Source organism: Variovorax sp. SPNA7 (assembly GCF_033807855.1).
GTDB lineage: Bacteria > Pseudomonadota > Gammaproteobacteria > Burkholderiales > Burkholderiaceae_C > Variovorax > Variovorax beijingensis.
Window position 1 is genome coordinate 2,444,602 of the sequence record NZ_CP138513.1, and the last position, 24,276, is coordinate 2,468,877.

Sequence of the window (24,276 nt, forward strand, 5' to 3'; positions counted from 1 at the left end):
TGCGATCAAGGAATGCCGGACAGGTGTTGCATCGCAACTGCGGGACAAGTCCCATCGACGCTTGCGATTTCCGGACTTCTGCTCGCAGCAGGTGGGTTGGGCTAAGCCTCGCGCATCCGCCAGTGCCGCAATAACCGCAGATGCTTCTTCTGAGCGGACTGCAGTTATTTTGAGGTATCCTTTAGAGTGTATGCAGTTAATTGTTGCCGTAAACTGTACCTCCAGAAAAACTGCCGAGGCTGGGAGACGCCTCTGCGCGCGTGATCTCGAGCGAGGAGAGGTCGCTCAGTTGGTCAAGGAGTGGAGGTCCCGGGTAGAAGCTGCCATCGTCCAGCAGATCCCTGTGCGCGAACTCTATTCGGGGCGAGCTTTCGCATTGGCGAGCAAGGCCGCTGAGGGTGCGGGCGCGGATCTCTATGTGCTATCGGCCGGGATGGGGTTCGTGAAGCAGGACGCACTGGTGCCGCCCTACAACCTTTCAGTAGCCCTCAACACGGACGACTGCATCCTGCTGCGATCACGCGCTGAGCCATTCACTGCGTCTCAGTGGTGGGCGGCGCTTCACGAAGCACAAGGCTCAAGACCTTTGGCGAAGCTCTTAAGCGGGAGACCGAAGGCAATGCTGGTTCTGGCCGCCACTCGTCCTTACATCCAGATGGTCGAGGAGGAACTGGCGAGTCTGACTGCCGCCCAGGTGGCGCGGCTCCGGATCGTGGGGCCGACGCAGGCCAACGCTTTGCCTGAACTACTCCGCCCCTCGGTGATGCCGTACGACGACCGTCTAGATGATGTTGACGTCGGTTTGCGGGGCACCCGCTTTGACTTTGCAGCAAGGGCGCTGACACACTTTGTCGACCTTGTGGGCGGCGATGAGTGCATTCAATCTCCACAAGACCATGCCAAACGTGTACGTCTCTCGCTCTCCAAGCGCCGGGCACCTGAGAGGCTTCAGCGAGAGCGAATCGATGCAGCAGCGCTGCGTCGACATGTTCGCGCGTTGAAGAAAGCCGGCGAATCGAAAACCAGTGCGTTGGCCAAGCTGAGGCGGGAACTCGGCTACGCCTGTGAACAACAGCGCTTCTCCAGCGCATGGGAAGCACTATGAAATCGAAGAGGGCGACGCAGGTCGTCATTGCCCCTGCCGTCAGATCGAAACAGGGCAACATCACCCTCTATCTGACCTTCCTGCCAGGTAGTGATTTGCTGCGGATCGCAGATATTCGTCGGCTGCAGCGCGACAAGAACCAAAAGTTGGAAGGATTCCAGCGTCAAGAGATTCGCGACCACGTCAATGAAATTGCGCAGTACTTGGACCATGGAGGGACGTTGTTCCCGAACGCGATCATTCTGGCCCTGGAGCCCAGCATTAAGTTCGATGGATCCCGTGGGCCCCCAAAGTCCGACGTGACCGTTAAGGATGCGGCCCTTGGTCGACTTCACATACCTGTGCACGAGGAGGGACAGCGGCTCGCCTGGATTGTGGATGGTCAGCAGAGGTCTCTCGCGCTCTCGAAATCCTCGAACCCGGGCCTGGTTGTTCCGGTCGTGGCCTTTGTGACCGACTCGATTCAAGTGCAACGCGAGCAGTTCATTCTGGTGAATAGGGCTAAGCCACTGCCGCAGCGCTTGATTGATGAACTCCTGCCGGAAACGCAAGGCATTTCGCTGCCTCGTGATCTCACGATGCGCCAGATGCCAAGCCGATTGTGCGACGCACTCAACTCGCATGAACAATCGCCATTGCGCGGCTTGATCAAACGTTCTTCTCAGACCAGCGGGTCCGGACAGGTTGTGACGGACACCGCAATCCTTGACATGATCAAACGCAGTCTCAACAACCCTATCGGTGCGTTGGCAGACTTCAAAGCGCTTGGTGATGAGACCGGCGATGCCAATTCGATGCTGCAAACGCTAATCGATTTTTGGACCGCTGTGCGGGACACGTTCCCAGATGCCTGGGGACTCCCTCCTTCGGAAAGTCGGCTTATGCATTCAGCCGGAATCGCGGCGCTCGGAGACTTGATGGATCGCATGGCTGCGCGTGTGACGACGCGGAAGGGTCAGCGCGAGTACTTCGCCACCGAGTTGGCGAGGATCAAAAAGGACTGCGCTTGGACAGCGGGAATGTGGAAAGGATTGGATCGGGAGTGGGACCAAATCCAGAACACGCCTCAAGATGTCAAGATGCTTTCCCAGACGTTGGTGCAACTCTATGCCCAGAAGATCAAGCGATGAAATTCATCTTCGCTGATTCCATGGACATGATCGATCCGACTTTCGACTTCGAAGCGGATCGGTCAGGAGCGGACCGCGAGATGTACTGGGGCGACGTGTATCCGCACGAATTCTTCTCGACGCCTCCTTACCAAGGAGTCCTGGTGTCGCGCGGCATTGTGGGTGATGACATGTTTCCCGGGAAGTATCCGGAGGATCTGATGATGCGGTTTCGTCGCATAGGCGCCCGCAAGTTTCTGCGAATGGAGGGCAAGCTCGCGAAGATGGACATCTTCGGCGATTGTGGGGCGTTCTCGTATGTGGATCGCGAGGTACCACCGTACACGCCGGAAATGATGCTCGACTTCTATGCGGATGGAGGCTTCACTCACGGCTGCTCGGTTGACCACATCATCTTCGACTTCCTACCCGATACCAGAGGGTTGGAAGGGGGAACTCCGGAGGCTCGCCGGCGTTTCGACATCACTTTGGAAAACGCATCTGCCTTCCTGAAGGCCTCCAAGGCGATGGGGAAGGGTTTCACGCCGCTCGGCGTGATTCAAGGTTGGTCGCCGGAGAGCATGGCTATCGCTGGGCAACGCCTCGAGAAGATGGGTTACACATATCTCGCCATTGGCGGGATGGTGCCCTTGTCTGCTGACCAAGTGCATCAATGCCTACAGGCGATTCGCAAGAAGATCTCAACGCGCGTGAAACTGCACATCCTCGGGTTTGCGAAAGCTGAACAGATTCATGAATTTACCGGCTATGGCATCGCCAGTTTCGACAGCACGTCACCCCTGACGCGTGCCTTCAAGGATGCCAAGTCCAACTACTACCTTCCGGGGGTCAAGGGCGGTCTGGAGTATTTCACTGCGATCCGCGTGCCGCAGGCCACGGAGAACGCCCGTCTGAAACGCAAGGCCAAGGAGTCCGGCGTTGACCAGGAAAGTCTGGTCAAGCTGGAGCAAAGCGCCTTGCGCGAGCTCAGGCTATACGACCGGAAGGGCGGCTCCTGCAAGCGCGCGTTGGATGCCGTGCTTGAATACAACCGTGAGTTTCTTTGGGATCCGAAGAAGAGCGCTGATGCCAATGAGGTCGCCATGGGAAAGACCAAGGTGGCATTGCAACGCACCCTCGATGAGAGGCCTTGGAAACAATGCTCGTGCCGGGTCTGCAGTGAGGCTGGGATCGATGCCGTGATATTCCGTGGCAGCAACCGTAACAAGCGCAGAGGGTTTCACAACCTAGCGGTCTATCACCAACATCTGAAGAAGCTTGCCCAATGAGTTCTACACAGTTTAAGTTCCACGCAGTTTCTGCTCGGCAGGCGCCCGGCGCACATGTTCTAACGTTCGCAGCCAAGGCCAAGGACATCCTTGCGACATGCGAGATCAGCAGGGCCGGCCGCTCGGAGAGTGGAAAGCTGTTCGGCTTCCAACGGCCGCAGATCGCGGGGCATATTCAGGAAATCCAAGACTACCTGCAGAAGCCGGAGGCCGTTCTGCCCAATGCCGTAGTCGTCGGGTTCTTGGGTGGGACGAAGATCAAAGCCTTGGGCAATGGTGTCGTGGAGATCTCGATCTCCACTGCTGGCGGCAAGCCCGGCTTTGTGGTCGATGGCCAGCAGCGGCTCACGGCGTTGGCGAAAACGGAACGCGATGACTTCGAAGTGTTCGTTTCCTGTGTTGTCTGTGATAGTGAGGAAGAACTGCGGAGGCAATTCATTCTGATCAATAACACCAGACCGCTACCGAAGTCGCTGATCTACGAACTCTTGCCCGAAGTCAAGGCGCTGCCCAAGCGACTCACGTCGCGAGCCCTGGCGGCGAAGCTCGTCGAACTGCTCAACTACCGTCAGCAGTCGTCGCTCCACGGGTTGATCTCCATGCATACAAACCCGGGCGGTGCGATCAAGGACACATCGCTTCAGAAGGTCATCATGAACTCCGCCGACAGCGGCGCAATCCGGGATCACGCAGAAGCGTCTACGCGGATGGAATTTGGGTACGAACTCCTGAGCAACTTCTATGCGGCGGTGGCTCAGGTTTTCCCGAAGGCTTGGCACGACCAGACGCCCCGAACGTCTCGTCTCGTGCACGGGGCGGGCGTGGTGTCCATGGGGTACGTGATGGAGACCTTGTACAGCCGCACGGGCAGCATTGCGATCAAGGACTTTGTCGAGGGATTGCAACCACTCGCAAAGAACTCCGCTTGGACATCAGGCTCTTGGACGTTCACTGACGGTACGGTGACGAAGTGGGACGAGGTCGAGAACACGCCACGGCAGATTCAGCGGCTTGCCTTGCACCTGGTCGGCAGAGTCAAGAGGGCCGCGGTCCTCAAGCAGCGGACCAAAGGGAGCAAGACGAAATGATTGCACGAAAAGCCATCGTCCTCTTTTCGGGAGGGCAAGACTCCACGACATGCTTGGCCTGGGCGCTCCATCAGTACGAGCACGTCGAGACGATCGGATTCGACTACGGGCAGAACCATCGGATAGAACTGGACTGCCGACATACCGTCCTGGCACGCATACGGAGCGATTTTCCGCAATGGGCGGCACGTCTAGGTGAGGACCACCTCCTTGAGATCGGGGTGCTCGGGAAAATCAGCGACACGGCGTTGACGCAGGATGCGGAGATTGTTCTGCAGAACGACGGGTTGCCAAACACTTTCGTTCCTGGGCGGAACCTACTCTTTCTCACCCTTGCTGCGGCTGTCGCCTATCGCAGAGGCTGCACCGTGCTCGTGGGCGGCATGTGTGAAACCGACTATTCCGGATATCCGGATTGCCGGGACAACACGATGAAGGCGATGCAGGTTGCTTTGAGTCTTGGCATTGCACGGCCGTTGTTAATCGAGACGCCCTTGATGTGGATAGACAAGGCCGAAACTTGGCGGTTGGCAGCGAATCTCGGCGGCGACAAATTGGTCGAGGCCATCCAGGAAGACACGCATACCTGCTATCGCGGCGACAGAGAGAACAAGCACGAATGGGGATTCGGCTGCGGTACCTGTCCTGCATGCGAGTTGCGAGCGGCGGGCTACGCGAACTGGCGAAAAGGCCCTAGTCCATGAGCTACATGGTCAAGGAGATTTTCTACACCCTGCAGGGCGAAGGCGGGAATGCCGGCAGGGCGGCGGTGTTTTGCCGGTTCGCGGGGTGCAATCTCTGGTCCGGTCGGGAAGCGGATCGGATATCAGCCCGGTGCCGGTTCTGCGACACCGACTTTGTCGGCGTCGACGGCACCGGGGGCGGCAAGTTTCCCACGGCCTCGGAACTGGCAGACCAAGTGGCGTTGCGCTGGCCAACGGCAATCCCGGGCAAGAGGCTGGTGGTTCTGACCGGCGGGGAGCCGCTGCTCCAAGTCGATGCGGCCTTGGTTCAGGCGCTGCATGAGCGCGATTTCGAAATCGCGGTTGAGACAAATGGCACGATTGAGGCTCCGCAGGGGTTGGATTGGGTCTGTGTCAGTCCGAAGGCGAACACTCAACTCAAAGTGCAGCGAGGGCGTGAACTCAAGGTAGTTGTACCCCAAGCTGGTCTTGACCTTGACGAGTTGATTAAACTGAGCTTCGATCAGCACCTTCTGCAGCCTATGGATGGTCCTCTCTTGAAGGAGAACCTGCAATGGGCCATCGAGTACTGTATGCGGGACCCTCGTTGGCGACTCAGTGTCCAGACTCACAAGATGGTGGGTATCCGATGAAGTTCGAAGTTTCTCAGCGCTTCTTCTTTGACGCCGCCCATACGCTGCATCGCGAGATCGAGGTTGAGGGCAGTGCCCGCATTCATGGGCACACCTATAACGCCGAAGTCGCCGTAGGAGGAGCAGTGAACTCCGAGACCGGCATGGTCGTTGATCTGGGGCAGTTGCGCGTGACGCTCGACAAGATTCGTGACCGGCTCGACCACCGGATGCTTGACGACGTCCCGGATCTGGGCACTCCAACGCTTGAAAACCTCTGCACATTCATCGTGAGGTTGGCCGGAGCCTCAGGCTTCAGTCTGAGTCGAGTTTCCGTTTGGAGAGACGGCATCGGAGACCGTTGCGATCTTCGGCTTGAATAGCGTGGCGAACTTTTCCGAGTTGCATCCTTGGGATCCTGAAACGCCAGGAGAGCGGCTATTCCTAGCGCTTTATGACTTGGTAAAAGAGGATGTCCCCGACCTGTTTGTCGACCGTGATTGGTTTGTGTCGGTCAATGGCCTTAGTGAGTTTCTTCGACTTACTGCGGCGATGGAACTCACGCACCGTTGCCTGAATGCTGTGAGCGAGCATCTGCGGATCAGCCCCACCGCGCCAGTATCAGTTGTGCTGCAACTACTGCGATCGTCTGTAGAAATGTATGGACAGGGACCGACAACCCTTCGGATTGCAGAGTTGACTTTGCAGGCAGGCCTTGCAGCACTCGAGAAGCATTTCACTGCTCATCGAGCCGACAGGATTCATCGCGAGTCCAGTCGATGCTGCTGGTGTGGAAAGGCTGTTTCGAGAAAGCAAGGCACTGCCGAAGGCTCCATCGCCACCATCGAGCACCTCTGGCCTGCATTTCTTGGAGGATCGAGCAGTCAAGCCAACGCGGCAGTTGCATGCGACAGCTGTAATGCGGCCCGTCAGCATGCATTTTCGTGGGCTTGGTTCGCTGTTCAAGGGTTCAACGAAAAGCTGGACAAGCATCAGACTTTGCCGCGAAACGTCCGTCTCGCATTGGCTCTGCACAGACTGATGCGAGTTGCGAGTGGACAAACTCGTATGTCTCGCACAGCAGTGTCTCTCAAGACAGCGGCCCAGATGCTCAATGTCGTCGAACCAAAAGTGCGACTTGAGCAGGGCAGGCGATACACGTTCTTTGAACTTATTCAATTTGCTGAGGAATGACATGGCAACTGCTGCACCACTAATTCAACGTAAGTACTATGCGCTAGAGAACATTCAGCGGCCGGAAGCTCCGAAGCTCAAGTTCTATCTTTTTCATGCGCCGGCAGCCGACATTCTGGAGTGGGCAGCCGTCGAGCGTCTATCGCCCAACACGCCTAAGGGGATTCAACGAAACCTGAATAAGACCAAAGTGCGTAAGTTGGAAGAATATTTGGAGGCGCCCTATCCCAATACGATCGCAACCTCTGTCGTCGTTGTGTTCAATAAAGATGCCATCTCTTTCATCGAGTCCAAAGTCGAGGGAAAGGCGGTTAAAGGGCGCGGGAATCTCACGGTGAAGTGGAAAGGGCCGAAAGCTCAGGCAGCGACGATCGTCGATGGCCAGCATAGAGTGATCGGGGCGAGTAATGTTGTGGATGGCTCGCTTCACCTGAACGTCGTTGGAATTGTTGGGGCCGACCCGACCGAAGGTGCGTTCCAGTTCTTGGTGATCAACAACAACAGCTCGAAAGTTTCCCCGAGCCACGTTAAGGCGCTGTTCACCGACTATAAGGAAGAGGAACTTTTTGATCGGATGCTGGCGAGCGGAAGTACCAATATCGACGAAAAGAAGATCACCGCGCTGGACTACTTTGACCGCGGCACGGACAGCCCTTTTAAAGGGGAGGTCAAGTGGGCGAAGAACAACGACGGGTTCATCGTGCCAAATGCGCTGGAGGCTGGACTGTCCGAGGTGCTGAACCGAAGCTCATTGCTCATGGTTCAAGATATTGAACTTGAGGCGTTTACCCTCGTGTGGGTAACCGTTAAGGGGCAGTGGCCGCATCTTTGGAACAGCGATTCGCACTTGCTGGAGAAGGCTTGCATCCAGGCACTGACGGCATACCTTTGCGACGCTCTCGAGCAGATGAGGCTCTTCAGCGAAGCAGATATCCAATACAGTGACCCGGACGTCCTGACGCGCGAAGTGAAGAAGGTTCTCAAGCGGATTGACCCAGGATTTTTCGAAGTCGAGTGGACGACGACGGGTTTGGATACTCGGGCGGGACAGCAGTTGCTGCAGTCGGATCTGCGGCAGATGGCATCCAATCTGCGAGGCGGCAGGGCTTGGCATATTGACTTGGAAACTGTCAGCATTGCGTCGGTGTCTGACGAGAAGACAAAGAAGGGCGCGCGCCCGAAGAAAAAGTAGATTCAGCCCCCATCACCGCTGAAGAACTCGCCGCGCTCATTGCCGAGCGTGATGCGCTGGCCGGCGCACTTCGAGTAGCAACAACCGCTGGGGACCTCTCGCTAAAGCTGCGGACGGCCGATACGCAGGACGCCTGAGGTCGGGGTGTTGCTCGGTGCTTGCCGGTGACCTCCGGCCCTTCGGGCCTGCGCGCTGCGCTTGCTGAAAGGCAGGGAAGGGGTGGTGGGTGGGCTGGCTTGCTGTCCCTTCCATCGTTGCACGCCGTTCTCGCCGTCAAGGTCTGCGCGCAATGGCATTGCGCTTGCGTCCTGGCGGCCGTCTTCGAACCCTGACCGCTGCGCTGCGGCGTGCTGGTTCGGTTTCGGGCAATCCCGCCTGATTCACGGAGCCGACCATGTCGCACGATCTCTTTTCTTCTCTCGTTTCATTCGAGTTCTCCGCTTCTGTTCCTCTCCTCGTTCGCGATGTCGCGGGCGAGTACCGTCCGGCCCAGGCGGACGAGGTGCTGCTCGCGGCGCAGCGGCTGCTGGCGAGGCGGGTGCGTGGCAGCGACGCACTGTCTTCGCCTGCGCTGGTGCGGGACTTCCTGCGTCTGCGGCACGGGGCACTGGCACACGAGGTGTTCGCTGTCGTGCATCTGGATTCGCAGAACCGCGTGCTGGACTATGTGGAGATGTTCCGGGGGACGGTGGCACAGACCTCGGTGTATCCGCGCGAGGTGCTCAAGGACGCGATGGCGCGCAACAGTGCGGCGCTCCTGCTGGTGCATGGGCATCCCTCGGGATTGGCAGAGCCGTCGCCGGCCGATCAGGCGCTCACGCAGACCCTCAAGACCGCGCTCTCGCTGGTGGACGTGCGGGTGCTCGATCACCTGATCGTCGGCGGCAGCGCCATCTACTCGATGGCCGAGCATGGGCTGATGTAGCAGAAGGGAGAAGGGGGCTTCGCCCCCTTTCGATTTTCCATTCGCATGCGCGCTGCGCGTGTGCATCTGGCCGGCGGCCGGTGCCGGCCGATTCTCTCGATTTCATCTCTCCGGTGGCGGTACCCGCCACCTGCGCGCCGCCGTCTGCGGCTTGCCTGGCCTCTGCGTGCGCTCCTCCCGTCAAGGGCCGCTGCGGCGCCCGTGTCCTCGGCTTCGCCTGCGGGCCGCGCCAGCGCCTTCGCTGTTCTCCCTTGACGGCGCACCCGCGCCGGCCCCAGCCGGCCTCTATGGCCGCGAAAGGGCTTCGCGGCCCCTGCGGAGCCCAACACCCAAGGAGAGCGCCTATGCACAGACCCACACCCTGAATCCAGTTCCGGTTTTCGTTTCTTTCCAGTTTTGTTTTCCAACGTCCCGACATGGGACAGGAGTTCGATCATGAATACTGTTGATACGCCAGAAGCTTCCACGCTTGAAGCGGCCATGCCTGCGCAGAACATGGTGCTGGTGCCGCTTTCGCGGCTGCGCTCGCGGCCATCCAAGCGCAATGTGCGCCGCAAGGCGCGCACGTCGATTGCTGCGCTGGCAGCGAGCATCCGGCGTCTGGGCCTCCTGCAGAACCTCACCGTGATTCCTTTCGGCGACGACGGGGACTTCGAGGTCGTCGCCGGTGGGCGGCGCCTCGCGGCCCTGAAGCTGCTCGCGAAGAAGCGGCGCATCCCGGAGGATTGGCCGGTGCCTTGCCTGCTGGTGGCCGACACGCTGGCGCGCACGGCGAGCCTCACCGAGAACTTGCAGAGGGAGGCGATGGGGCCGGTCGAGGAATTGCTCGCCTGGAAAGCCCTCGTGGCCGAAGGCCGCTCGGTGGAGGCCATCGCGGCGGACTTCGGCGTGACGCCGCTGGTGGTCAAACGCCGGCTGCGGCTCGCCAATGTCTCGCCGCGCCTGCTGGCGGACTATCAGGCCGGCGCCGCGATCCTCGAACAATTGATGGCGCTTGCCATCACCGATGACCACGCGGCGCAGGAGGCCGCGTTCTACGACAGCCCGGCGTGGCAGCGCAGCCCCGAGGCGTTGCGCGACCATCTGACCCATGACGAGATCGATGCCAGCCGCGATGCGCTGGCCCGCTTCGTCGGGCTGGAGGCCTACGCGTCCGCAGGGGGCGGCGTGCGCCGCGACCTGTTCTCGGACGAACGGCAAGGCGGCTATCTCACCGATGCCGGACTGCTGGACACGCTCGCGCGCCACAAGCTCGCCGCTGTCGCCGAGCAGGTCCAGCTGGAAGGCTGGGGGTGGGTGGAGGTCGCGCCGCGCGCCACGGCGGCCGAACTCCATGTGTTCCAGCGGGTGCGGCGCACGCGCCGCGACCCGAACAGGACCGAGGCCAAGCGCATCGCCAAGCTCGAAGCGAAGCAGAACGAGATGCAGGACCGATTCGACGACGAGGATGCGGAACTGGGCGAGGATGGCGAGCGTGCGCTGCGGGAGGAACTGGACCGCTGGGCAACGAGCTGGAAGCCATCGAGCAGAGTCTGATGGTCTATCCACCCGGCGCGGTAGAAATAGCCGGTGCCGTGGTGTCGGTGGATCACATGGGCGGTGTGGTGGTGCACCGTGGGCTGCTGCGCGAGCAGGAGGCCAAGGCGCTGCGGGCGCAGGAGCGGCAGGAAGCCGGTGCGGCAGGCGAGGAGCGCAACGGCCACGATGGTGATGAGGCTGACGAGTCGGCCAAGCCCGGTATCTCGGAGAGGCTGGCGAAGCGGCTGAGCGCGCACCGCACGGCTGCCTTGCAGGCCGAGGTCGCCCGGCATCCGCAGGTGGCGTTGGTGGCTGTGGTGCATCGGCTCGCGCTGCGCGTGGTCCTGGACAGCTACGGTTCGGGCGGGTCGCCCGTCGACATCATCGCCACGCCGCAGGATGGGCTCGCGCTGCATGCACCCGATATCGGGGACTCGCCCGCGGCGGTGGGCATGGGCAAGGTCCGCGAAGCGTGGGCGGCGCGCCTGCCGAAAGAGCCCAAGGCTCTCTTTGCCGAACTGCTGGACCTGCCGCAGGGCGAGTTGCTGTCGCTGCTGGCGGTGTGCGTCGCTTCCACGGTCAGCGTGCTGGTGTCCCGCGAGGATGAGGCGCCTGCGGCCGAGCTGGCCGAGGCCGTGAACCTCGACATGCACGGTTGGTGGATACCGACCGCCGAAGGCTACTTCGCACATGTCTCCAAGGCCAAGGCGTTGGAGGCGGTGCTGGCCTTTGCCCCCGATCAGGTGACCCGGCTGTCCAAGCTCAAGAAGGCCGAGATGGCGAGCGAGGCCGAAAGGCTCGCGGCCGGAACCGGCTGGCTGCCGGTGATGTTCAGGAGCGCGGCAGAACCGAGTCCTGAGACGTCGCCATCGTCGGGGATCGAGGCGGTGCCGGCAGCGGATGAAGCCGCTGCCGAGGCCGAAGACCGCGAGGAACTGGCGGCAGTCGCCTAAGCATGAGGCCCCGGCCGGAGGCCGGGGCCTTCGATGTGCGAGCGCAAACGCGCGCGGCAAGTGTGCCGCGCGCGTTTTCGTTTGCGACGAGGGGGAGGGCGATGGCCACGCCGTGGCGGCGTTGCGCGTCCCTAGCAATCGGAATTTCCTGCGCCGTGGTGCTCCCCGGCATGCCTCGTTAGGTTGGCTGCGCCGACACATCGCGTGAGCATCGTGAGAGTTCCGGTCCAGATGCGCACGCGTCTCTCGGATTCGGAGAGCTCGACGATTTCACCCCTCACATCCCCATGAATCAGCAAGGCGTCAGCGAAATCTGTTTTGAAGAAACCTATGCGGTGTCGCATGACCAGACGGCACGGTCTTTGTTCGCGAGGTTGCCGCATGGCCGCGAATACGCGCAGACGCTGATCGAATGTCTGGCGACCGGGTACCTGGTCGCGGTGGTCGAGTCCATCTGCGTCCGCGAAATGCGGATGCATATCGATCCGATGGTGGAGGTGGTTGTGGGCCGCACCGTGCATATCGAGCATCTCGGCCCCATTCCACCGACGACACGGCTGCGACTGCGTGGATGGGCCGAGGGGCTCGGCGAGCGCAGTGCGACATTCCGTGTCCAGGCATATGACGACCACGAACTCGTACTCGACGGGACCGTCACGCTGGTGGCGGCGCATCGGGTCAGCATCGAGTCGCGTATCGCCACGAAGGTCGATGCGCTTGCGGCGGCTCGCGGCGGCGGGCAACAGGGCTGACGGCCGGGAATGACGGGTCATCCCGCGTCACGGTTCAGGCTCTTGCCGCAGATAACTGACTTTCTTCCATGCCGCCGATGCCGATCACGTCTGCCGCCTCGACGCTGTGGGACGTTCCGGCGGCGCTTTCCTGGTCATCCGGCATGGACCTGGACTGCGTCCGGGTCCATGCCGGAAAGCAGTTGCTGCGATTGCAGTACCAGGGCCATGCGCCCTTTCGGGATCAGGTTCGCGCCCACGGCCTTGTATTTGCCGTGAATCCTGGCGCGGGCACGGCGGCGCTTCTCTTCGTTGCGCTTCGCCTCGGGCTTCATCGCCGCAACCGTGCGGCCCGACAAATTTCCCCGACCTGCGGTCTTCCTCGCGAAGCAAATTTCTCGGGCCTCCCGGTCCTCCACTCGCGTTGCGGCCTTCGGTGCGTCGCGCCCGGACCCGCGCCGTCCGGATCACGCCAAGGCCGCGATGGGCGCGGACCTGGTCAACTTCGAAAGGACTTCATCATGGCCAACATCGGCACCTTCACCGCACAGAACAACGGCTTCGCCGGCACGGTTCGCACCCTGACGCTCAACGTCAAGGTCAAGATCGCGCCCAGCGACAAGGAAAGCGAGAACGCCCCGGACTACCGCATCGTGGCGGGCACGGGCTACGAGATCGGCGCGGCATGGAAGAAGGTCAGCAAGGCGGACCGGCCCTATCTGTCGGTGACGCTGGACGACCCGTCGTTCCCGGCGACCATCTATGCCCGCCTGGTCGAGGGCGACGACGGCGCGCACAACCTGATCTGGTCGCGCAGCAAGGGCGACTGATCGTCGCCCCGGCGCCCCGCCAGCAGCGGGGCGCTTTACCTCCGGGTCCATCAACGGCCCGCGCTTGTCGCGGGCCGTTTCCCTGCTGCGAGCCCGCACCGAATTGCGGAAGTACGGATCGGCGTCAGTCCGTACTTCCTGATTTCCTGATCTGTGGATCGTCGCCTTCCGACTTTGGATTTCTACGGAGGCACGGGAGGAAGTGGATGCACGGAAGCGTTTCTGCGGATCCGTGCGTTTGTGCAGAGACGCATCGCAGGTTTTGCGAATCGGCGTGCATACGGTTCGGCGGCGAAGACATTGGTGCGTCTCCCGGCGGTGCCGGGCCGCGCTGTCGTGCTGCGCATCGAGCCGCCGGTGGCGTCTCGCCCCTTCGGGTCTCCATCCCTGACGCCTGTGGCCTTCACTGTGCTGCCGGCCTGCGCGCTTCGCTTGCCACGAGGAAGGGGGGGCTGGCTTGCTGTTCCCTTCATCGTTGCACGGCGTTCTCCCCGTCAAGGTCTGCGCGCACGTCGTGCGCTTGCGGCCGGCGGCCGTCTCTCGAACCCTGACGGCTGTGCTGCGCCGTGCGGCTTCGGTCTCGGGCAATTCCGCCCGGAATCCTTCCAAGGAGAAAGACCATGACGAAGCTCATTGCCGACGAACAACGCGCGCTGCTGCTGGCCAACGGCCGGGAATCGATCGAGAACTCTCACTTCGACCCGCGGCCGGTGGTCAAGCTGTTTACCCCCAACGCGGGCGCGACGTGGTTGCTGACCGAAATCGATCCTGATGACCAGGACCGCGCCTTTGGACTGTGCGACCTCGGGCAAGGCTTTCCCGAACTCGGCTATGTGAGCCTGACGGAACTGGAGAGCTTGCGCGGGAGATGGGGGCTGCCTATCGAGCGCGATCTCTACTTCGTTGCCGACAAGGCACTTAGCGGCTATGCGCGTGAAGCGCGGCTGGCTGGTCGCATCGTGGCGTAGCGCTGAAGGCATCAGCCGCCGATGGCTGGCTGATGCCATTCCTTAGGCAACCTGGCCTCTGTTTCGAGCATCAATTCGCCGGCGCTGCGGCCCAGCGCCCGGGCGATCCTGAGCACCAGAACCAGTGTGGGCATGTGCTCGCCGCGCTCGATCTTGCCCATGTGAGAGCGCTCGATGCCGGCGAGGTGCGCCAGCGTTTCCTGGGCGATGCCGTCCTCGGTTCTCAGTGCGCGCACCACAGCGCCGAACGCCAGCGCCGGCGCGACCTCGAAGGTCGTCGCGCCGGTAGGGCGTCCTCGCTGAATGGCTCGCTTCTGCATGGACAGAAGCGTCTCGTTTCAGCACAATTTAAACCACGTTATCTTTAACTCATATCGTTGTTTTCGAGACCTGCCAGCGCGCAGAAATCCTTCTGCACCTGTCCTTGTGGCGCTAGCACCTCGTCATCTTTTTGAGGGCCAAATGACTCTTCTCACCGAGCAGCAGCGCGCCGAGATGCTGGCCAACGGTACGGCGCGCGCCCGTGGCCAAGCCATCGATCCCTATCCCGTCGTCAAGCTGTACACGCTGGACGCCCCTGCCTGCTGGCTGCTCACCGAGTTCGATGCCGATGGCGATCGCGCCTACGGGCTGACCGATGCCGGTACGGGCTTCCCCGAACTCGGGCACGTGAGCCTGTCGGCGCTCGAGCGTGTGCGCGGCCCCCAGGGACTGCGCATCGTCGCCGATCCGCATTTCAGGGCACGCCAGCCGTTATCCGGCTATGCGGCCGACGCGCAGCGCGACGGATCGATCAACGACTGAACTTCTTGGGGGGCGGGGCGCACGGGATCGTCGTCGCCGCCCGCGCGAGAGCGCATCGCCGCAAAAGCCAGCCATGCCGGCCGTGCCCGTGGCAGTCTTCGCGCAAGCAAGAAGAAGTGAGTTCTGCCATGACCGACCGCAAGGCCGAAAGCCTGCCGACCGCGCCCTGGCGCGCGTCGGCGGCCTACCTCTACACGCTCGATCTCGACAGCCCCGCGCTCGCGTGGGAGTACCTGCGCCGCCATCCGCAGTACCAGGTGGACTGGGCACGGCGCCGCGCCGCATCGCTCGACCGGTGGGGGTTGCGACAGCGCCGAAGACCCCCGTCTCGATGCGCGCGAAGCGCGACCCTACTGGATCACGGCGGCTGACGAGTTGCTGCACGTGCGCGCTTCGCGCGCGCACGGCGCTTCGACCCGGCCGACCTTCGACCTCTGGCGCGTGCCCGGCCGCAAGCGCCTGGCGCTCGGCGGCTCGGGCCTCACGCTGTTGACCGAGGTGCCCGCGCAGCGGCTGCGCATGTCGCTGGCCGACGACCTCTGCGATGGCGCGGTCTACATCTGCGCCGTCCCGCTCGGCCCTGGCCTGCGCGGCCAGTTGGACGTGTTCAACGCGCAGGCACGGGCTCTTCAGGGCCATGCGCCGGCCGACGATTCCACGCGGACTGTCACCCGTGCTGCGCTGCTGCATCTTCGCGCCCTGCAGGCGCTCGACGGCGCGCAGGCCGGCGCGTCGCAGCGCGACATCGCTCAGGCCTTATTCGGTCTCGAAGCCGTGATGCGCTGGCATGCCGATGGCGAACTGCGCGCCGCAGTCCGGCACCTGCTGCGGCGCGCCAAGACGTACATGAGCGGCGGCTATCTGAGCCTCGCGGGCATACAGCGCAGTGCAGCCGATGCTTCCGGAGACGAACCGATGCGCTGAATATCTCCCTGCGCAACAACGGCCTTACTCCCGAGACTGCCTCCATTGGGCTACGAATGGTTCGCGGCCCCGTGACAACGATGGAGGCCCTCATGGCAAGTGCCAGTTCCCCGTTTTCCGCCCGCGCTGCGACGGCTGCGCCGCGGCCCCTTGCGGTGCCCGCCGCGCCGGCAAACCCTGAGTTCCTGACCACTGACGAGGCCGGCGCCTTCCTGCGCCTGTCGCCGCGCACGCTCGAAAAGCACCGCGTGCTGGGCGGGGGCCCGCGCTTTCGGAAGTTCGGCGCGCGCGTGGTCTACGCCGTCGAGGATCTGCGGGCCTGGGCCAACAGTCGGGCCTACGAGATGACGTCCGACCCCGGGTACGTGCAGCGCGACTCCGTCCGATGACCGGCAAGCAGGGCAGGGAGGCTCCATCCATGTCGAAGCGGCCAAGCGAACGCGAACAGCTGTCGCTGTTCCGCGCGCTGCCGGGCGCTGACATGGCGCTGCGCGATGCGCAGGACCTGATGGCCTACCCGTTCTTCTCGCTGGCCAAGTCGCCGCGCGCGGTGCCGATCCGCTTCGAGGCCGGCGGTGTCTCGCTCACCGTCGAGGGCGTGCCGGAGCACGGGATCGCCACGATCTGGGATGCCGACGTGCTGATCTGGGCCGCGAGCCAGATCGTCCAAGCCAAGAAGGAAGGCATCGCGCCTTCGCGCCTGATGGTGGCCACGCCCTATGAGATCTTGCGTTTCGCGCAGCGCGGCACCGGCCGCAGCGACTACCTGGCGCTGCGCGCCGCGCTGGACCGGCTGCAATCCACCACCGTCGCCACGACCCTGCGCCAGCGGGAGCGTCCGAATGGCGCGATGCGCGTGCACCGCTTCTCCTGGATCAACGAGTGGAAGGAGTACATCCGCTCCGACGGACGCGCCGACGGCATCGAGCTGATCCTGGCCGACTGGTTCTTCTCGGGCGTGATGGACGAGGCCCTGGTCCTCACGCTCGATCCCACGTACTTCCGGCTTTCCGGCGGCATCGAGCGCTGGTTGTACCGGGTGGTGCGCAAGCACGGCGGGCGGCAGCCCGGCGGCTGGCGCTTCGCAATGCGCCACCTGCATCTGAAGTCCGGAAGCCTGCAGCGCCATTCCGACTTCGCGCTGCAGGTGCGCCAACTGGTGAGGCGCCAGGCGGTGCCGGGCTACCGGCTGTCCATTGAGCGCAGTGGTGGCATGGAGTGGCTGGCTTTCCGACCGATGACGGGCGCACCGTTTCAAAGCGACTTATCCACAGTTTCTGTTGAAGAACCTGTGGATGACGTGGGGACGGGCTCGGTGGATCGCCCGCACCACTCTCGGTGGATCACCCGCAGAAACATCGGTGGATCGCCCGCACCGATCGGGCGGGAAGCCGCGCTCGACAACGGCTTCGGGGCTCCCTAAACATCTAAAGGGATACATAAATGGAAGTCACGCGCGCGCGAGCCAAGCCTGCTCAAGCATTAGGCAGTGCTTCTGTCGAGGCGGCCCAAGCAGACCAGACAGCCGAGAACCGCTCGCCGGGAAGTGGGCCTCGGCCCGGCAAGGTGATCGCGCTGCTGAACCAGAAGGGCGGTGCGGGCAAGACAACGCTCGCCACGCATCTGGCCGGCGAACTGGCGATGCAAGGCCGGCGCGTCACGCTGCTCGATGCCGATCCGCAGGGCTCGGCCCTGGACTGGGCGCAGCGGCGGCTTCAGAACGGTCAGGCGCGGCTGTACGGCGTCTTCGGGCTCGCGAGGGACTCGCTGCACCAGGAGGCGCCGCAAATCGCCTCGCAGGCCGACTACGTGGTCATCGATGGCCCGCCGCGGGTCGCGGCCCTCGCGCGCTCCGCGCTGCTGGCCGCCGATCTGGTGCTGATTCCGGTGCAGCCCAGCGCCTACGACGTGTGGGCCAGCCACGAGATGGTGCAGCTCGTGATCGAGGCGAGGGTGTTTCGGCCGCAACTGCGCGCCGCTTTCGTGATCAATCGGCGTGTGGTGGGGACGGTCATCGGGCGCGAGGCGCGTGCGGCGCTGGCCGATCAGCCGTTCGCTGCGCTGCGCGCTGAAATCTCGCAGCGCATCGTGTTCGCCGACAGCGTTGCTGCAGGGCGGCTCGCCTGCGAAGCGGCGCCCACATGCGCCGCGGCGCGCGAGATCGCTGCGTTGGTGCAGGCCGTGCGGGAGATGCTGTGACGTCGCGAGCGACATCCGCATCGCCGAAGCGCGCGCAGATCGGCCGCAGGCCGGCTGCCGATCCGGCATCGGCCTGGGTGCGACGGGCCGACGACCCGGCGGCCACGGCCACGGCGTCGATTTACACCGCGCGCTTGACCATCGACGTGACGCCGGCGCTGCGAGGTCACATCAAGGTGATTGCGTTCAAGCGCGGCGTCACTGCGGCCGAGATGCTGCGCGAGTTGCTGGAGCGCGAGTACGGCGGAGGTGAACCGTGATGCAGCCGCAGCCGTCTTCTGCGCGGCCCTCGCCCGTAGCCGTCGTATCTCCAGGGACCACGCGCGGGCCCATTCACATGCGGGTGTCTCTGGCCTTCGTCGAGCATCGCGTGAACGTCTGGCTGCGCTTCGGTCGGCCGGCGCGCGAGACCATCCTCGATCGCTGGCGGCGCGTTGCGATCTTCGAGCCGGATGCGGTCTGCTGCCGTGTCAAGTGGATCGGGAACGACTATGGCACGGCGCTCTGGCAGCTGATGGTGCTGCAGGCCCCCATGCCGTCCGACGGCGCACAGCGCGTCGCCGGTGTACAGCCGGGCGCGCGCATTCTGCTGCGCGCCGATGGCGAGATCCAGGTCAAGGCCGTGCTCGCGGCGGTCGACGCCATCGAGGCCTCGGGCGTCGACCCGTGCGCGGCGGCCATCACGTACTGGCGCACGGTTGGAAATCGGCTGGCTGCGCGGCAGCCACTGCCGGCTTACACCGCCGAACGGCATGCGGCGCATCTGGCGCGCGGGGCGCTGCGATGACGCAGCGCCTGCTCTTCGCCTGCATGAGCATCGGCCTGGCGGCGCTGTGCGCGCCAGCCGTCATGCCGATGGCGATACGCGACCGCGTGTTCGTGGTCTACAACCCGAGCGATAGCGTGCCGCGCGGTTGGTATCGCATCGGCCGCATGGAGAGCGCAGCCTCGCTGCACCTCGGCAGCATCGTGCTGGCACGGCTTCCGGCCGGCGTGGCCGCCTTCGCGGCACAGCGCGGCTACCTGCCGAGCGGCGTGCCGATCCTCAAGCGCATCGGCGCGCTTGCGCCGCAATCGGTGTGTGCTTGCGATCAGCTCGTGCGCATTGACGGTGCCGTGGTGGCGAGCCTGCGAACGCATGACGGCTCGCATCGCCCGCTGCAAGCCTGGTCGCAATGCCGCCCCCTTGCGGTGGGCGAACTGTTCCTGCTCGGCGACACGAACCCGGCGTCGTTCGACAGCCGGTATTTCGGGCCCATCTCCGCTTCGGCCGTGTTTGGCGTCGCGCGGCCCTTGTGGACATGGGGTGCGCCATGAACTGCGCTGTTTCCCGTGACCAAGCATGCCGCCGAACTGCAGCCGGACGTGCGTCCGTGCTGCACCTGGTCTTGCAGAGGGTCCGCCGCCAGCGTGCAGCGCGAACTGCACCGCCGCTGCCCTTCGAGCAGCGTTGTGCCCCCCGTGCGCGGCTGGCGGCAGGTCGGAGCCGGGAGCGAATGCGGGAGGTGAAGACGGAGGGCCAGATAAAGGGGGCGGCACGCCGTGCCCCCGAAAGCCAGTCTGCACGTGGATGTGCGGCGGCACCGCGAGGGGCCTTGCATGTGCCTTGCAGACACGGGAGCCCGCATGGCTGCGGCGTTTGCCGCGTGCCGTTTTCGATGGCGTGCGCCATGGTGCGCCCGGGGCTTCGCTATGGCCAGTCATGACGATGACGACTTTCGCGTCAAGCCGGCGGCACCGAAGTCGCGCGGCGGGTCGGGCTCACAGCGCTTCATTTCGCAGGTACTGAAGGAGGTGTCGAAGGCCGCTGCCAAGCGTTCTGGAAAGGGCGCAGCGCGGCCCGCCAATACCTTCGGCGCGGGACGCGTCGCAGCCACCGTGGCCGGCAAGCGCTTGGGCGCAAACGCCAGGCGCGTCATCATCAAGAGCCGCTTCGTGGTGCTGAGGCGCGCAAGCTCGAACTCCGTGGCCCTCCACCTGCGCTACATCGAACGCGACGGCGTCACGCGTGACGGACAGAAGGGACAAGCCTACGGAAACGATACCGACGCTGCGGACCTCGAGGCATTCCAGGAGCGCGGCCAGGGGGACCGCCACCAGTTCCGGTTCATAGTCTCGCCCGAAGATGGAATGGAACTGGATGACCTCAAAGGATTCACCCGCCAACTCATGCGCCGCGTGGAGATTGACCTGGAAACGCGGCTGGACTGGGTAGCCGTCGATCACTGGGACACGGACAACCCGCACACGCACATCGTGCTGAACGGGCGTACTGCCAGCAAGGAGAATCTGGTCATCTCTCCGGACTACATGGCTCACGGCATGCGCATGCGTGCCATCGAGATCGCCTCCGAGTGGCTGGGGCCGCGTACAGAAGCTGAGATGCGGCAGAGCCTGCTGAGGGAGGTTGACCAGCAGAGGCTCACTAGCCTTGACCGGGCGCTGATCCGGCAGGCGGATGCGGACGGGATTGATCTAACCGGCAATCCATCGGATCGGCAGCGCCAAAACGTACTTCGGGCACGGTTGCAGCAGCTCGAAGGCATGAGGCTTGCCGCGCGGGTGGATGCGAACCGGTGGAAGCTCCAGCCCGGCATGGCGGCCACGCTCAGCGCCATGGGGGATCGGGAGGGTGCGTTGGACACGATGCGCCGCGCGCTTAAATGCCAGCAGCGCGAACTGATGGTGCATGACGCGGATGGTGTTAACGCTGCGCCTGTGATCGGCCGCATCGCCGGCAAGGGTCTGGCCGATGAGTTGAACGACCTAGCCTATCTAGTGGTCGATGGCATTGATGGTCGAGCACATTACCTGAAGCTGCCTGCTGGCTCCGACCTGTCCGGGCTGCCAATTAGTGCTGTCGTGGAGGCAAAGCCGCAGGGGCGGGAGAAAGCCGTGGACCGCAACATCCTGGCCGTGTCGAAGGACGGTATCTATAGCACCGCGAATCATCAGGCCCAGTTCGAGCAGGCCAAGGTTCGAGACTCGAAGGCCGCGGTGGAAATCCACGTGCGCCGGCTCGAAGCCCTGCGTGGCGTGGGAGCGGTGGAGCGCTTGGCAGATGGTATATGGAAAATTCCGGCAGACCTGATGCAGAAGGCGAAGCAGCACGATTTACGAAGGACGGTGGGCCGGGTGATCGAGTTACGCTCGCACCTGCCCATAGAGCAGCAGGTGCGCGCCATCGGGGCCACCTGGCTGGACCGCAACCTGGTCGCTGATGGCGGCGCGGTGAACCAGGGCTTCGGCGCGCAAGTTCTCGACGCAATGCAATCCCGCGCAGAGTTTCTCATCGAACTGGGGCTGGCAGAACGCAGGGGCCAGCACGTGGTCCTCGCGCGGGACCTGCTGGCGACTTTGCGCGACCGCGAACTGGCGACCGAGGGCAAGTTACTGCAGAACCAGACAGCCCGGGTCTACCGGCCGCTGCGGGAGGGGCAGCAGGTCAGCGGTGTCTACAGCCGCTCCATTCAACTAACCAGCGGCCGCTTCGCACTGCTAGATGACGGGTTGGGCTTCAGCTTGGTTCCATGGAAGCCGATAGTCGAAAGCCGATTGGGGCAGCAGGTGTCAGCGATGATTCGCGGTCAGGCCGTAAACTGGCAATTGCGCGGCCGACAAATTTCTCGTTGACGGACTTATCTAGCTGACGCACAAAGTCAATGAACTCAATGAGTTAGAGCAACTCAGGGTGATCGTCTTTTCCGTGCAGATTGATGCGATTTGAACGCGAGTTCGCAGCTTCTAGGCTGTTGGACGTTCGCTGGTTTAATGGCGATATCGCTTATGACGAGATCAGATCAGCGATCTTCCTTGCAGCGATACAGTTCCGCTGTCCGAGCGTTCCACTCGCCAAATCGTGCTTACACCGCAAGGTAACGTGCTCGCCGAAGAGGCGCGACAAGTCAGGCGCGACCTGCAGAACGCGCTTACGAACCTGATCGACCTCGCAACCAAGAAGATAGGGTGGGTTCCCGTTGCCGCGCGCGATGTCGCGGAGATCATGATTGAGCCGAAACGCTCTAGGCTCTTGATAGATCCGGCCGTCCCAAAGGCAGACCATCGTCACGAGCCGAACCTGGATCGACTGCGTCGCGAGCATCGATCACGCACTAGCTTTTCCGGCGTCGACGGCGCTGCGCGTTTGAGATCAAGGAACCCTACTTGGGTCGCGCCGGATTTCCCATGACAGTCGTTCCCTTCGGCACATCCTTCGTCACAACGCTCCCGGCGCCGACGATCGCATCGTCGCCGATATTCACTCCTGGCAAGATCAACGCACCGGCGCCGATCCAAACATTTTTTCCAATATGAATGGGCTTGCCGAACTCCGCACCCGAGGCGCGCTCTTCGGGGGTGCGAGGATGGTCAGCGGTAAGGAGTTGAACACCTGGTCCAATCTGTGTGCCGTCCCCGATAACGACCTCCACACCATCAAGAATGACGCAGTTGAAATTGAGAAAAACGTCTTTTCCGAGCTTGATGCTGTAGCCGTAATCGCAATGAAACGGCGGGCGTATCGCCGCGCCTTCGCCGACGAACCCGAGCCGCTCCTTCAAGACGGAACTTCGCTCTGAAAGGCATGTGCCGAGCATGGCGTTGTACTTCGCGAGCCATCGCTGAGTTTCAGTTCGATCGTCACGAAGTTCCGCATCTCCGGCACGATACAACTCGCCAGCTAACATCTTTTGCTTTTCAGTGTTCATAGGTATTCAGTTTGATGGAGCATCTACCGCGCGTGTTTGTGCCGGACTTTACTTCGTCAAGCTCACCATAGCGATGGCTGGGCACTGCCATGGTCTGAATGCTTCGAGATATCCCAAGGGGCATGGTACAGCTTAGGGGCATGGCCGACGTGACCGGTCTGTATCTCGGTCCGCCTCTGCACGCGACGGTGTTCAGCTTCGACGAGAAGAAGGCGATCCAAGCGCAGTCTTCGATGACGAAAAGACCATGCTTCTTCGCGATCACCATGATGGCGTCCATGTCCGCGGGGCTGGGCGCGCGTGCTTGCTCCCAAGCAGTACCGGCGCCTTTAACGCGAGCACAAGCAATTGCTCAACGCGATGAGATTTGGGCAGCGATAGCTCGAGCGTGTGAACACGAGCCCCACTTGAACGGCGAGCCTATGTCGGGCCCGTGCGGCGGGCAGCCTTCAGCGCCTTGAGAATGCGTTCGGCCCCTTCCTCGACCGACAGGGCGCTGGTGTCAACTGCCAGCCGCGCGGCCGCGTACAGCTCGGTGCGCGCCGACATAGTCCTGCGTATGCTGTCCATCGCCTGGCGGCGAAGCGACGGCGCAGCAATGCGAGTGTCTCCCTGCGACCGTACTCGCTGGAAGCAAATCTCTGGCTTTGCGTGAATCCAGACGGTATAGCAAGTCCGCATCACCAGTTCATACGACGAAGGATCCGTCACGATGCCTCCGCCGGTGGCAATGACGGCCTCGGCTTGCTGTATCAGCACACGTTCCAGCACGCGCCGCTCCAGGGTGCGATAACCGTTCTGCCCGTACATCGCAAAGATGTCATCGAGATCCATTCCAGCCTCGGCGGCGATCTCGTGATCCAGCTCAACGAAGGGAATGCGTAGGCGTCGAGCCAGCAACTCACCCACTGCGGACTTGCCCGCGCCACGCAGCCCCAACAGAGCAACGCGCCGCAAGCCAGACGTTTCTCCAAGGCTGTGCAGCAGGCTGCGGCGCAATGCCGGCAGGTCTCGCAGAGGCTGCTTGCGCACGAACTCGATGATGAGCGATCGATCGCCACCCTCTGCCTCCTCGGGCGATGCGAATACTGCGTCGAGCGTCACCCCCAAAGCACGTGCCAGCCTGTCGAGCACCAGCACGGAGACGTTTCCTTGTCCCGCTTCGAGCCGTGCAATGTGCGGCACTGAAACGCCGGACTGCTCGGCGAACAACATGCGAGACATGCCCCGCTGGTCGCGCAGGAAGCGGATGCGCGCAGCGAGCTGCTGAAGCAGCTGCTGCTCGTGCGAGCGCCGGTCCATTCGGGCCAATGCGGAGGAAGGCTTGGGTCGGGTGGCCACGGCGGCTGGAATAGGAGGAGCTGTGTATCTTATTTGATTGTTTTCTGACGCGAGATGCAGATATACGATCTGTCTCATCGCCACC

26 protein-coding genes and 2 pseudogenes are annotated in these 24,276 nt (G+C 62.8%); 24 read left to right on the top strand and 4 right to left on the bottom strand.

All coding sequences use genetic code 11. The features are described from left to right. The first annotated feature begins 343 nt into the window (after positions 1 to 343). The 12 genes and pseudogenes from RZE77_RS11290 to RZE77_RS11350 all read left to right on the top strand — a co-directional run bounded on the left by RZE77_RS11290 (position 344) and on the right by RZE77_RS11350 (position 12,440). Complete coding sequence (locus tag RZE77_RS11290) at positions 344 to 1,105, top strand: DUF6884 domain-containing protein (protein WP_319441915.1); 762 nt, start codon at positions 344 to 346, stop codon at positions 1,103 to 1,105. Further along, the gene (gene dbpB, locus RZE77_RS11295) at positions 1,102 to 2,235 is read left to right on the top strand and encodes a DGQHR domain-containing protein DpdB (protein WP_319441916.1); all 1,134 of its coding nucleotides are present in this window, start codon (positions 1,102 to 1,104) and stop codon (positions 2,233 to 2,235) included. Before RZE77_RS11290 ends, dbpB (RZE77_RS11295) begins: the two co-directional genes overlap by 4 nt. Continuing rightward, positions 2,232 to 3,503 (top strand): tRNA-guanine transglycosylase DpdA, encoded by a 1,272-nt coding sequence (dpdA, locus tag RZE77_RS11300; protein ID WP_319441917.1) that lies wholly within the window; start codon positions 2,232 to 2,234, stop codon positions 3,501 to 3,503. Before dbpB (RZE77_RS11295) ends, dpdA begins: the two co-directional genes overlap by 4 nt. Then, complete coding sequence (gene dbpB / locus RZE77_RS11305; protein ID WP_319441918.1) at positions 3,500 to 4,591, top strand: DGQHR domain-containing protein DpdB; 1,092 nt, start codon at positions 3,500 to 3,502, stop codon at positions 4,589 to 4,591. Before dpdA ends, dbpB (RZE77_RS11305) begins: the two co-directional genes overlap by 4 nt. Then, the gene (gene queC, locus RZE77_RS11310) at positions 4,588 to 5,295 is read left to right on the top strand and encodes a 7-cyano-7-deazaguanine synthase QueC (protein ID WP_319441919.1); all 708 of its coding nucleotides are present in this window, start codon (positions 4,588 to 4,590) and stop codon (positions 5,293 to 5,295) included. Before dbpB (RZE77_RS11305) ends, queC begins: the two co-directional genes overlap by 4 nt. Beyond that, positions 5,292 to 5,927: a 7-carboxy-7-deazaguanine synthase gene (queE, locus tag RZE77_RS11315; protein WP_319441920.1), complete on the top strand. Its 636-nt coding sequence runs from the start codon at positions 5,292 to 5,294 to the stop codon at positions 5,925 to 5,927. Before queC ends, queE begins: the two co-directional genes overlap by 4 nt. Continuing rightward, positions 5,924 to 6,289, top strand: coding sequence for a 6-carboxytetrahydropterin synthase (locus RZE77_RS11320; RefSeq protein WP_319441921.1), 366 nt, complete (start codon positions 5,924 to 5,926; stop codon positions 6,287 to 6,289). The genes queE and RZE77_RS11320 overlap by 4 nt, the downstream gene beginning before the upstream one ends. A gap of 1 nt (position 6,290) precedes the next feature. After that, positions 6,291 to 7,100: a hypothetical protein gene (locus RZE77_RS11325; RefSeq protein WP_319441922.1), complete on the top strand. Its 810-nt coding sequence runs from the start codon at positions 6,291 to 6,293 to the stop codon at positions 7,098 to 7,100. A 1-nt stretch (position 7,101) separates the two neighbouring features. Further along, a complete protein-coding gene (locus RZE77_RS11330) occupies positions 7,102 to 8,292 on the top strand; it encodes a DGQHR domain-containing protein (RefSeq protein ID WP_319441923.1) in 1,191 nt (396 codons plus the stop codon). A gap of 394 nt (positions 8,293 to 8,686) precedes the next feature. Next, complete coding sequence (locus RZE77_RS11335) at positions 8,687 to 9,217, top strand: JAB domain-containing protein (RefSeq protein ID WP_319441924.1); 531 nt, start codon at positions 8,687 to 8,689, stop codon at positions 9,215 to 9,217. A 435-nt stretch (positions 9,218 to 9,652) separates the two neighbouring features. After that, positions 9,653 to 11,688 (top strand): annotated as a pseudogene (locus tag RZE77_RS33350) (ParB/RepB/Spo0J family partition protein). Between the two features lie 287 nt (positions 11,689 to 11,975). Continuing rightward, on the top strand, positions 11,976 to 12,440 hold the full coding sequence (locus RZE77_RS11350; RefSeq protein ID WP_319441927.1) for a thioesterase family protein: 465 nt from the start codon (positions 11,976 to 11,978) through the stop codon (positions 12,438 to 12,440). Between the two features lie 134 nt (positions 12,441 to 12,574). Here the strand turns inward: RZE77_RS11350 and RZE77_RS11355 are convergent, their stop codons facing one another. Then, a complete protein-coding gene (locus tag RZE77_RS11355) occupies positions 12,575 to 12,754 on the bottom strand; it encodes a hypothetical protein (RefSeq protein ID WP_319441928.1) in 180 nt (59 codons plus the stop codon). Positions 12,755 to 12,940: 186 nt separating this feature from the next. On the opposite strand from RZE77_RS11355, the gene RZE77_RS11360 reads away from it, so the two are divergent. Next, positions 12,941 to 13,249: a DUF736 domain-containing protein gene (locus RZE77_RS11360; RefSeq protein WP_319441929.1), complete on the top strand. Its 309-nt coding sequence runs from the start codon at positions 12,941 to 12,943 to the stop codon at positions 13,247 to 13,249. Between the two features lie 620 nt (positions 13,250 to 13,869). Further along, the gene (locus RZE77_RS11365) at positions 13,870 to 14,217 is read left to right on the top strand and encodes a DUF2958 domain-containing protein (protein WP_319441930.1); all 348 of its coding nucleotides are present in this window, start codon (positions 13,870 to 13,872) and stop codon (positions 14,215 to 14,217) included. An 11-nt stretch (positions 14,218 to 14,228) separates the two neighbouring features. Here RZE77_RS11365 and RZE77_RS11370 read toward each other — a convergent pair whose 3' ends face one another. Beyond that, positions 14,229 to 14,537 carry a helix-turn-helix domain-containing protein gene (locus RZE77_RS11370; RefSeq protein WP_319441931.1) on the bottom strand — a complete coding sequence of 103 codons (309 nt, stop codon included), beginning with the start codon at positions 14,535 to 14,537 and terminating at the stop codon, positions 14,229 to 14,231. A gap of 142 nt (positions 14,538 to 14,679) precedes the next feature. Between RZE77_RS11370 and RZE77_RS11375 the strand changes: the two genes are divergently transcribed. The 10 genes and pseudogenes from RZE77_RS11375 (at position 14,680) to RZE77_RS11420 (ending at position 21,777) form a co-directional block, all read left to right on the top strand. Next, on the top strand, positions 14,680 to 15,021 hold the full coding sequence (locus tag RZE77_RS11375) for a DUF2958 domain-containing protein (protein WP_319441932.1): 342 nt from the start codon (positions 14,680 to 14,682) through the stop codon (positions 15,019 to 15,021). Between the two features lie 128 nt (positions 15,022 to 15,149). Continuing rightward, complete coding sequence (locus RZE77_RS11380; RefSeq protein WP_319441933.1) at positions 15,150 to 15,392, top strand: transcriptional regulator domain-containing protein; 243 nt, start codon at positions 15,150 to 15,152, stop codon at positions 15,390 to 15,392. Between the two features lie 13 nt (positions 15,393 to 15,405). Next, on the top strand, positions 15,406 to 15,945 hold the full coding sequence (locus RZE77_RS11385) for a DUF2285 domain-containing protein (RefSeq protein ID WP_319441934.1): 540 nt from the start codon (positions 15,406 to 15,408) through the stop codon (positions 15,943 to 15,945). Between the two features lie 92 nt (positions 15,946 to 16,037). Next, on the top strand, positions 16,038 to 16,334 hold the full coding sequence (locus RZE77_RS11390; RefSeq protein WP_319441935.1) for a helix-turn-helix transcriptional regulator: 297 nt from the start codon (positions 16,038 to 16,040) through the stop codon (positions 16,332 to 16,334). Next, positions 16,331 to 17,185 (top strand): annotated as a pseudogene (locus RZE77_RS11395) (replication initiator protein A); the annotation flags it as partial. The gene RZE77_RS11390 and the pseudogene RZE77_RS11395, both read left to right, overlap by 4 nt. A gap of 203 nt (positions 17,186 to 17,388) precedes the next feature. Further along, positions 17,389 to 18,144: a ParA family partition ATPase gene (gene parA / locus RZE77_RS11400; RefSeq protein WP_319441936.1), complete on the top strand. Its 756-nt coding sequence runs from the start codon at positions 17,389 to 17,391 to the stop codon at positions 18,142 to 18,144. Further along, positions 18,141 to 18,404 carry a chromosome partitioning protein ParB gene (locus RZE77_RS11405; protein WP_319441937.1) on the top strand — a complete coding sequence of 88 codons (264 nt, stop codon included), beginning with the start codon at positions 18,141 to 18,143 and terminating at the stop codon, positions 18,402 to 18,404. The genes parA and RZE77_RS11405 overlap by 4 nt, the downstream gene beginning before the upstream one ends. Then, positions 18,404 to 18,931 (top strand): DUF2840 domain-containing protein, encoded by a 528-nt coding sequence (locus RZE77_RS11410; protein WP_319442338.1) that lies wholly within the window; start codon positions 18,404 to 18,406, stop codon positions 18,929 to 18,931. Before RZE77_RS11405 ends, RZE77_RS11410 begins: the two co-directional genes overlap by 1 nt. Next, positions 18,928 to 19,461, top strand: coding sequence for a S26 family signal peptidase (locus RZE77_RS11415; protein ID WP_319441938.1), 534 nt, complete (start codon positions 18,928 to 18,930; stop codon positions 19,459 to 19,461). Before RZE77_RS11410 ends, RZE77_RS11415 begins: the two co-directional genes overlap by 4 nt. Before the next feature lie 309 nt (positions 19,462 to 19,770). Continuing rightward, on the top strand, positions 19,771 to 21,777 hold the full coding sequence (locus tag RZE77_RS11420) for a DUF3363 domain-containing protein (RefSeq protein WP_319441939.1): 2,007 nt from the start codon (positions 19,771 to 19,773) through the stop codon (positions 21,775 to 21,777). 527 nt (positions 21,778 to 22,304) lie between these two features. On the opposite strand, the gene RZE77_RS11425 is transcribed toward RZE77_RS11420, so the two are convergent. Both RZE77_RS11425 and RZE77_RS11430 read right to left on the bottom strand, forming a co-directional pair. After that, positions 22,305 to 22,850 (bottom strand): sugar O-acetyltransferase, encoded by a 546-nt coding sequence (locus RZE77_RS11425; protein ID WP_319441940.1) that lies wholly within the window; start codon positions 22,848 to 22,850, stop codon positions 22,305 to 22,307. Between the two features lie 420 nt (positions 22,851 to 23,270). Then, the gene (locus RZE77_RS11430; RefSeq protein ID WP_319441941.1) at positions 23,271 to 24,152 is read right to left on the bottom strand and encodes a shikimate kinase; all 882 of its coding nucleotides are present in this window, start codon (positions 24,150 to 24,152) and stop codon (positions 23,271 to 23,273) included. Positions 24,153 to 24,276: the final 124 nt, after the last annotated feature.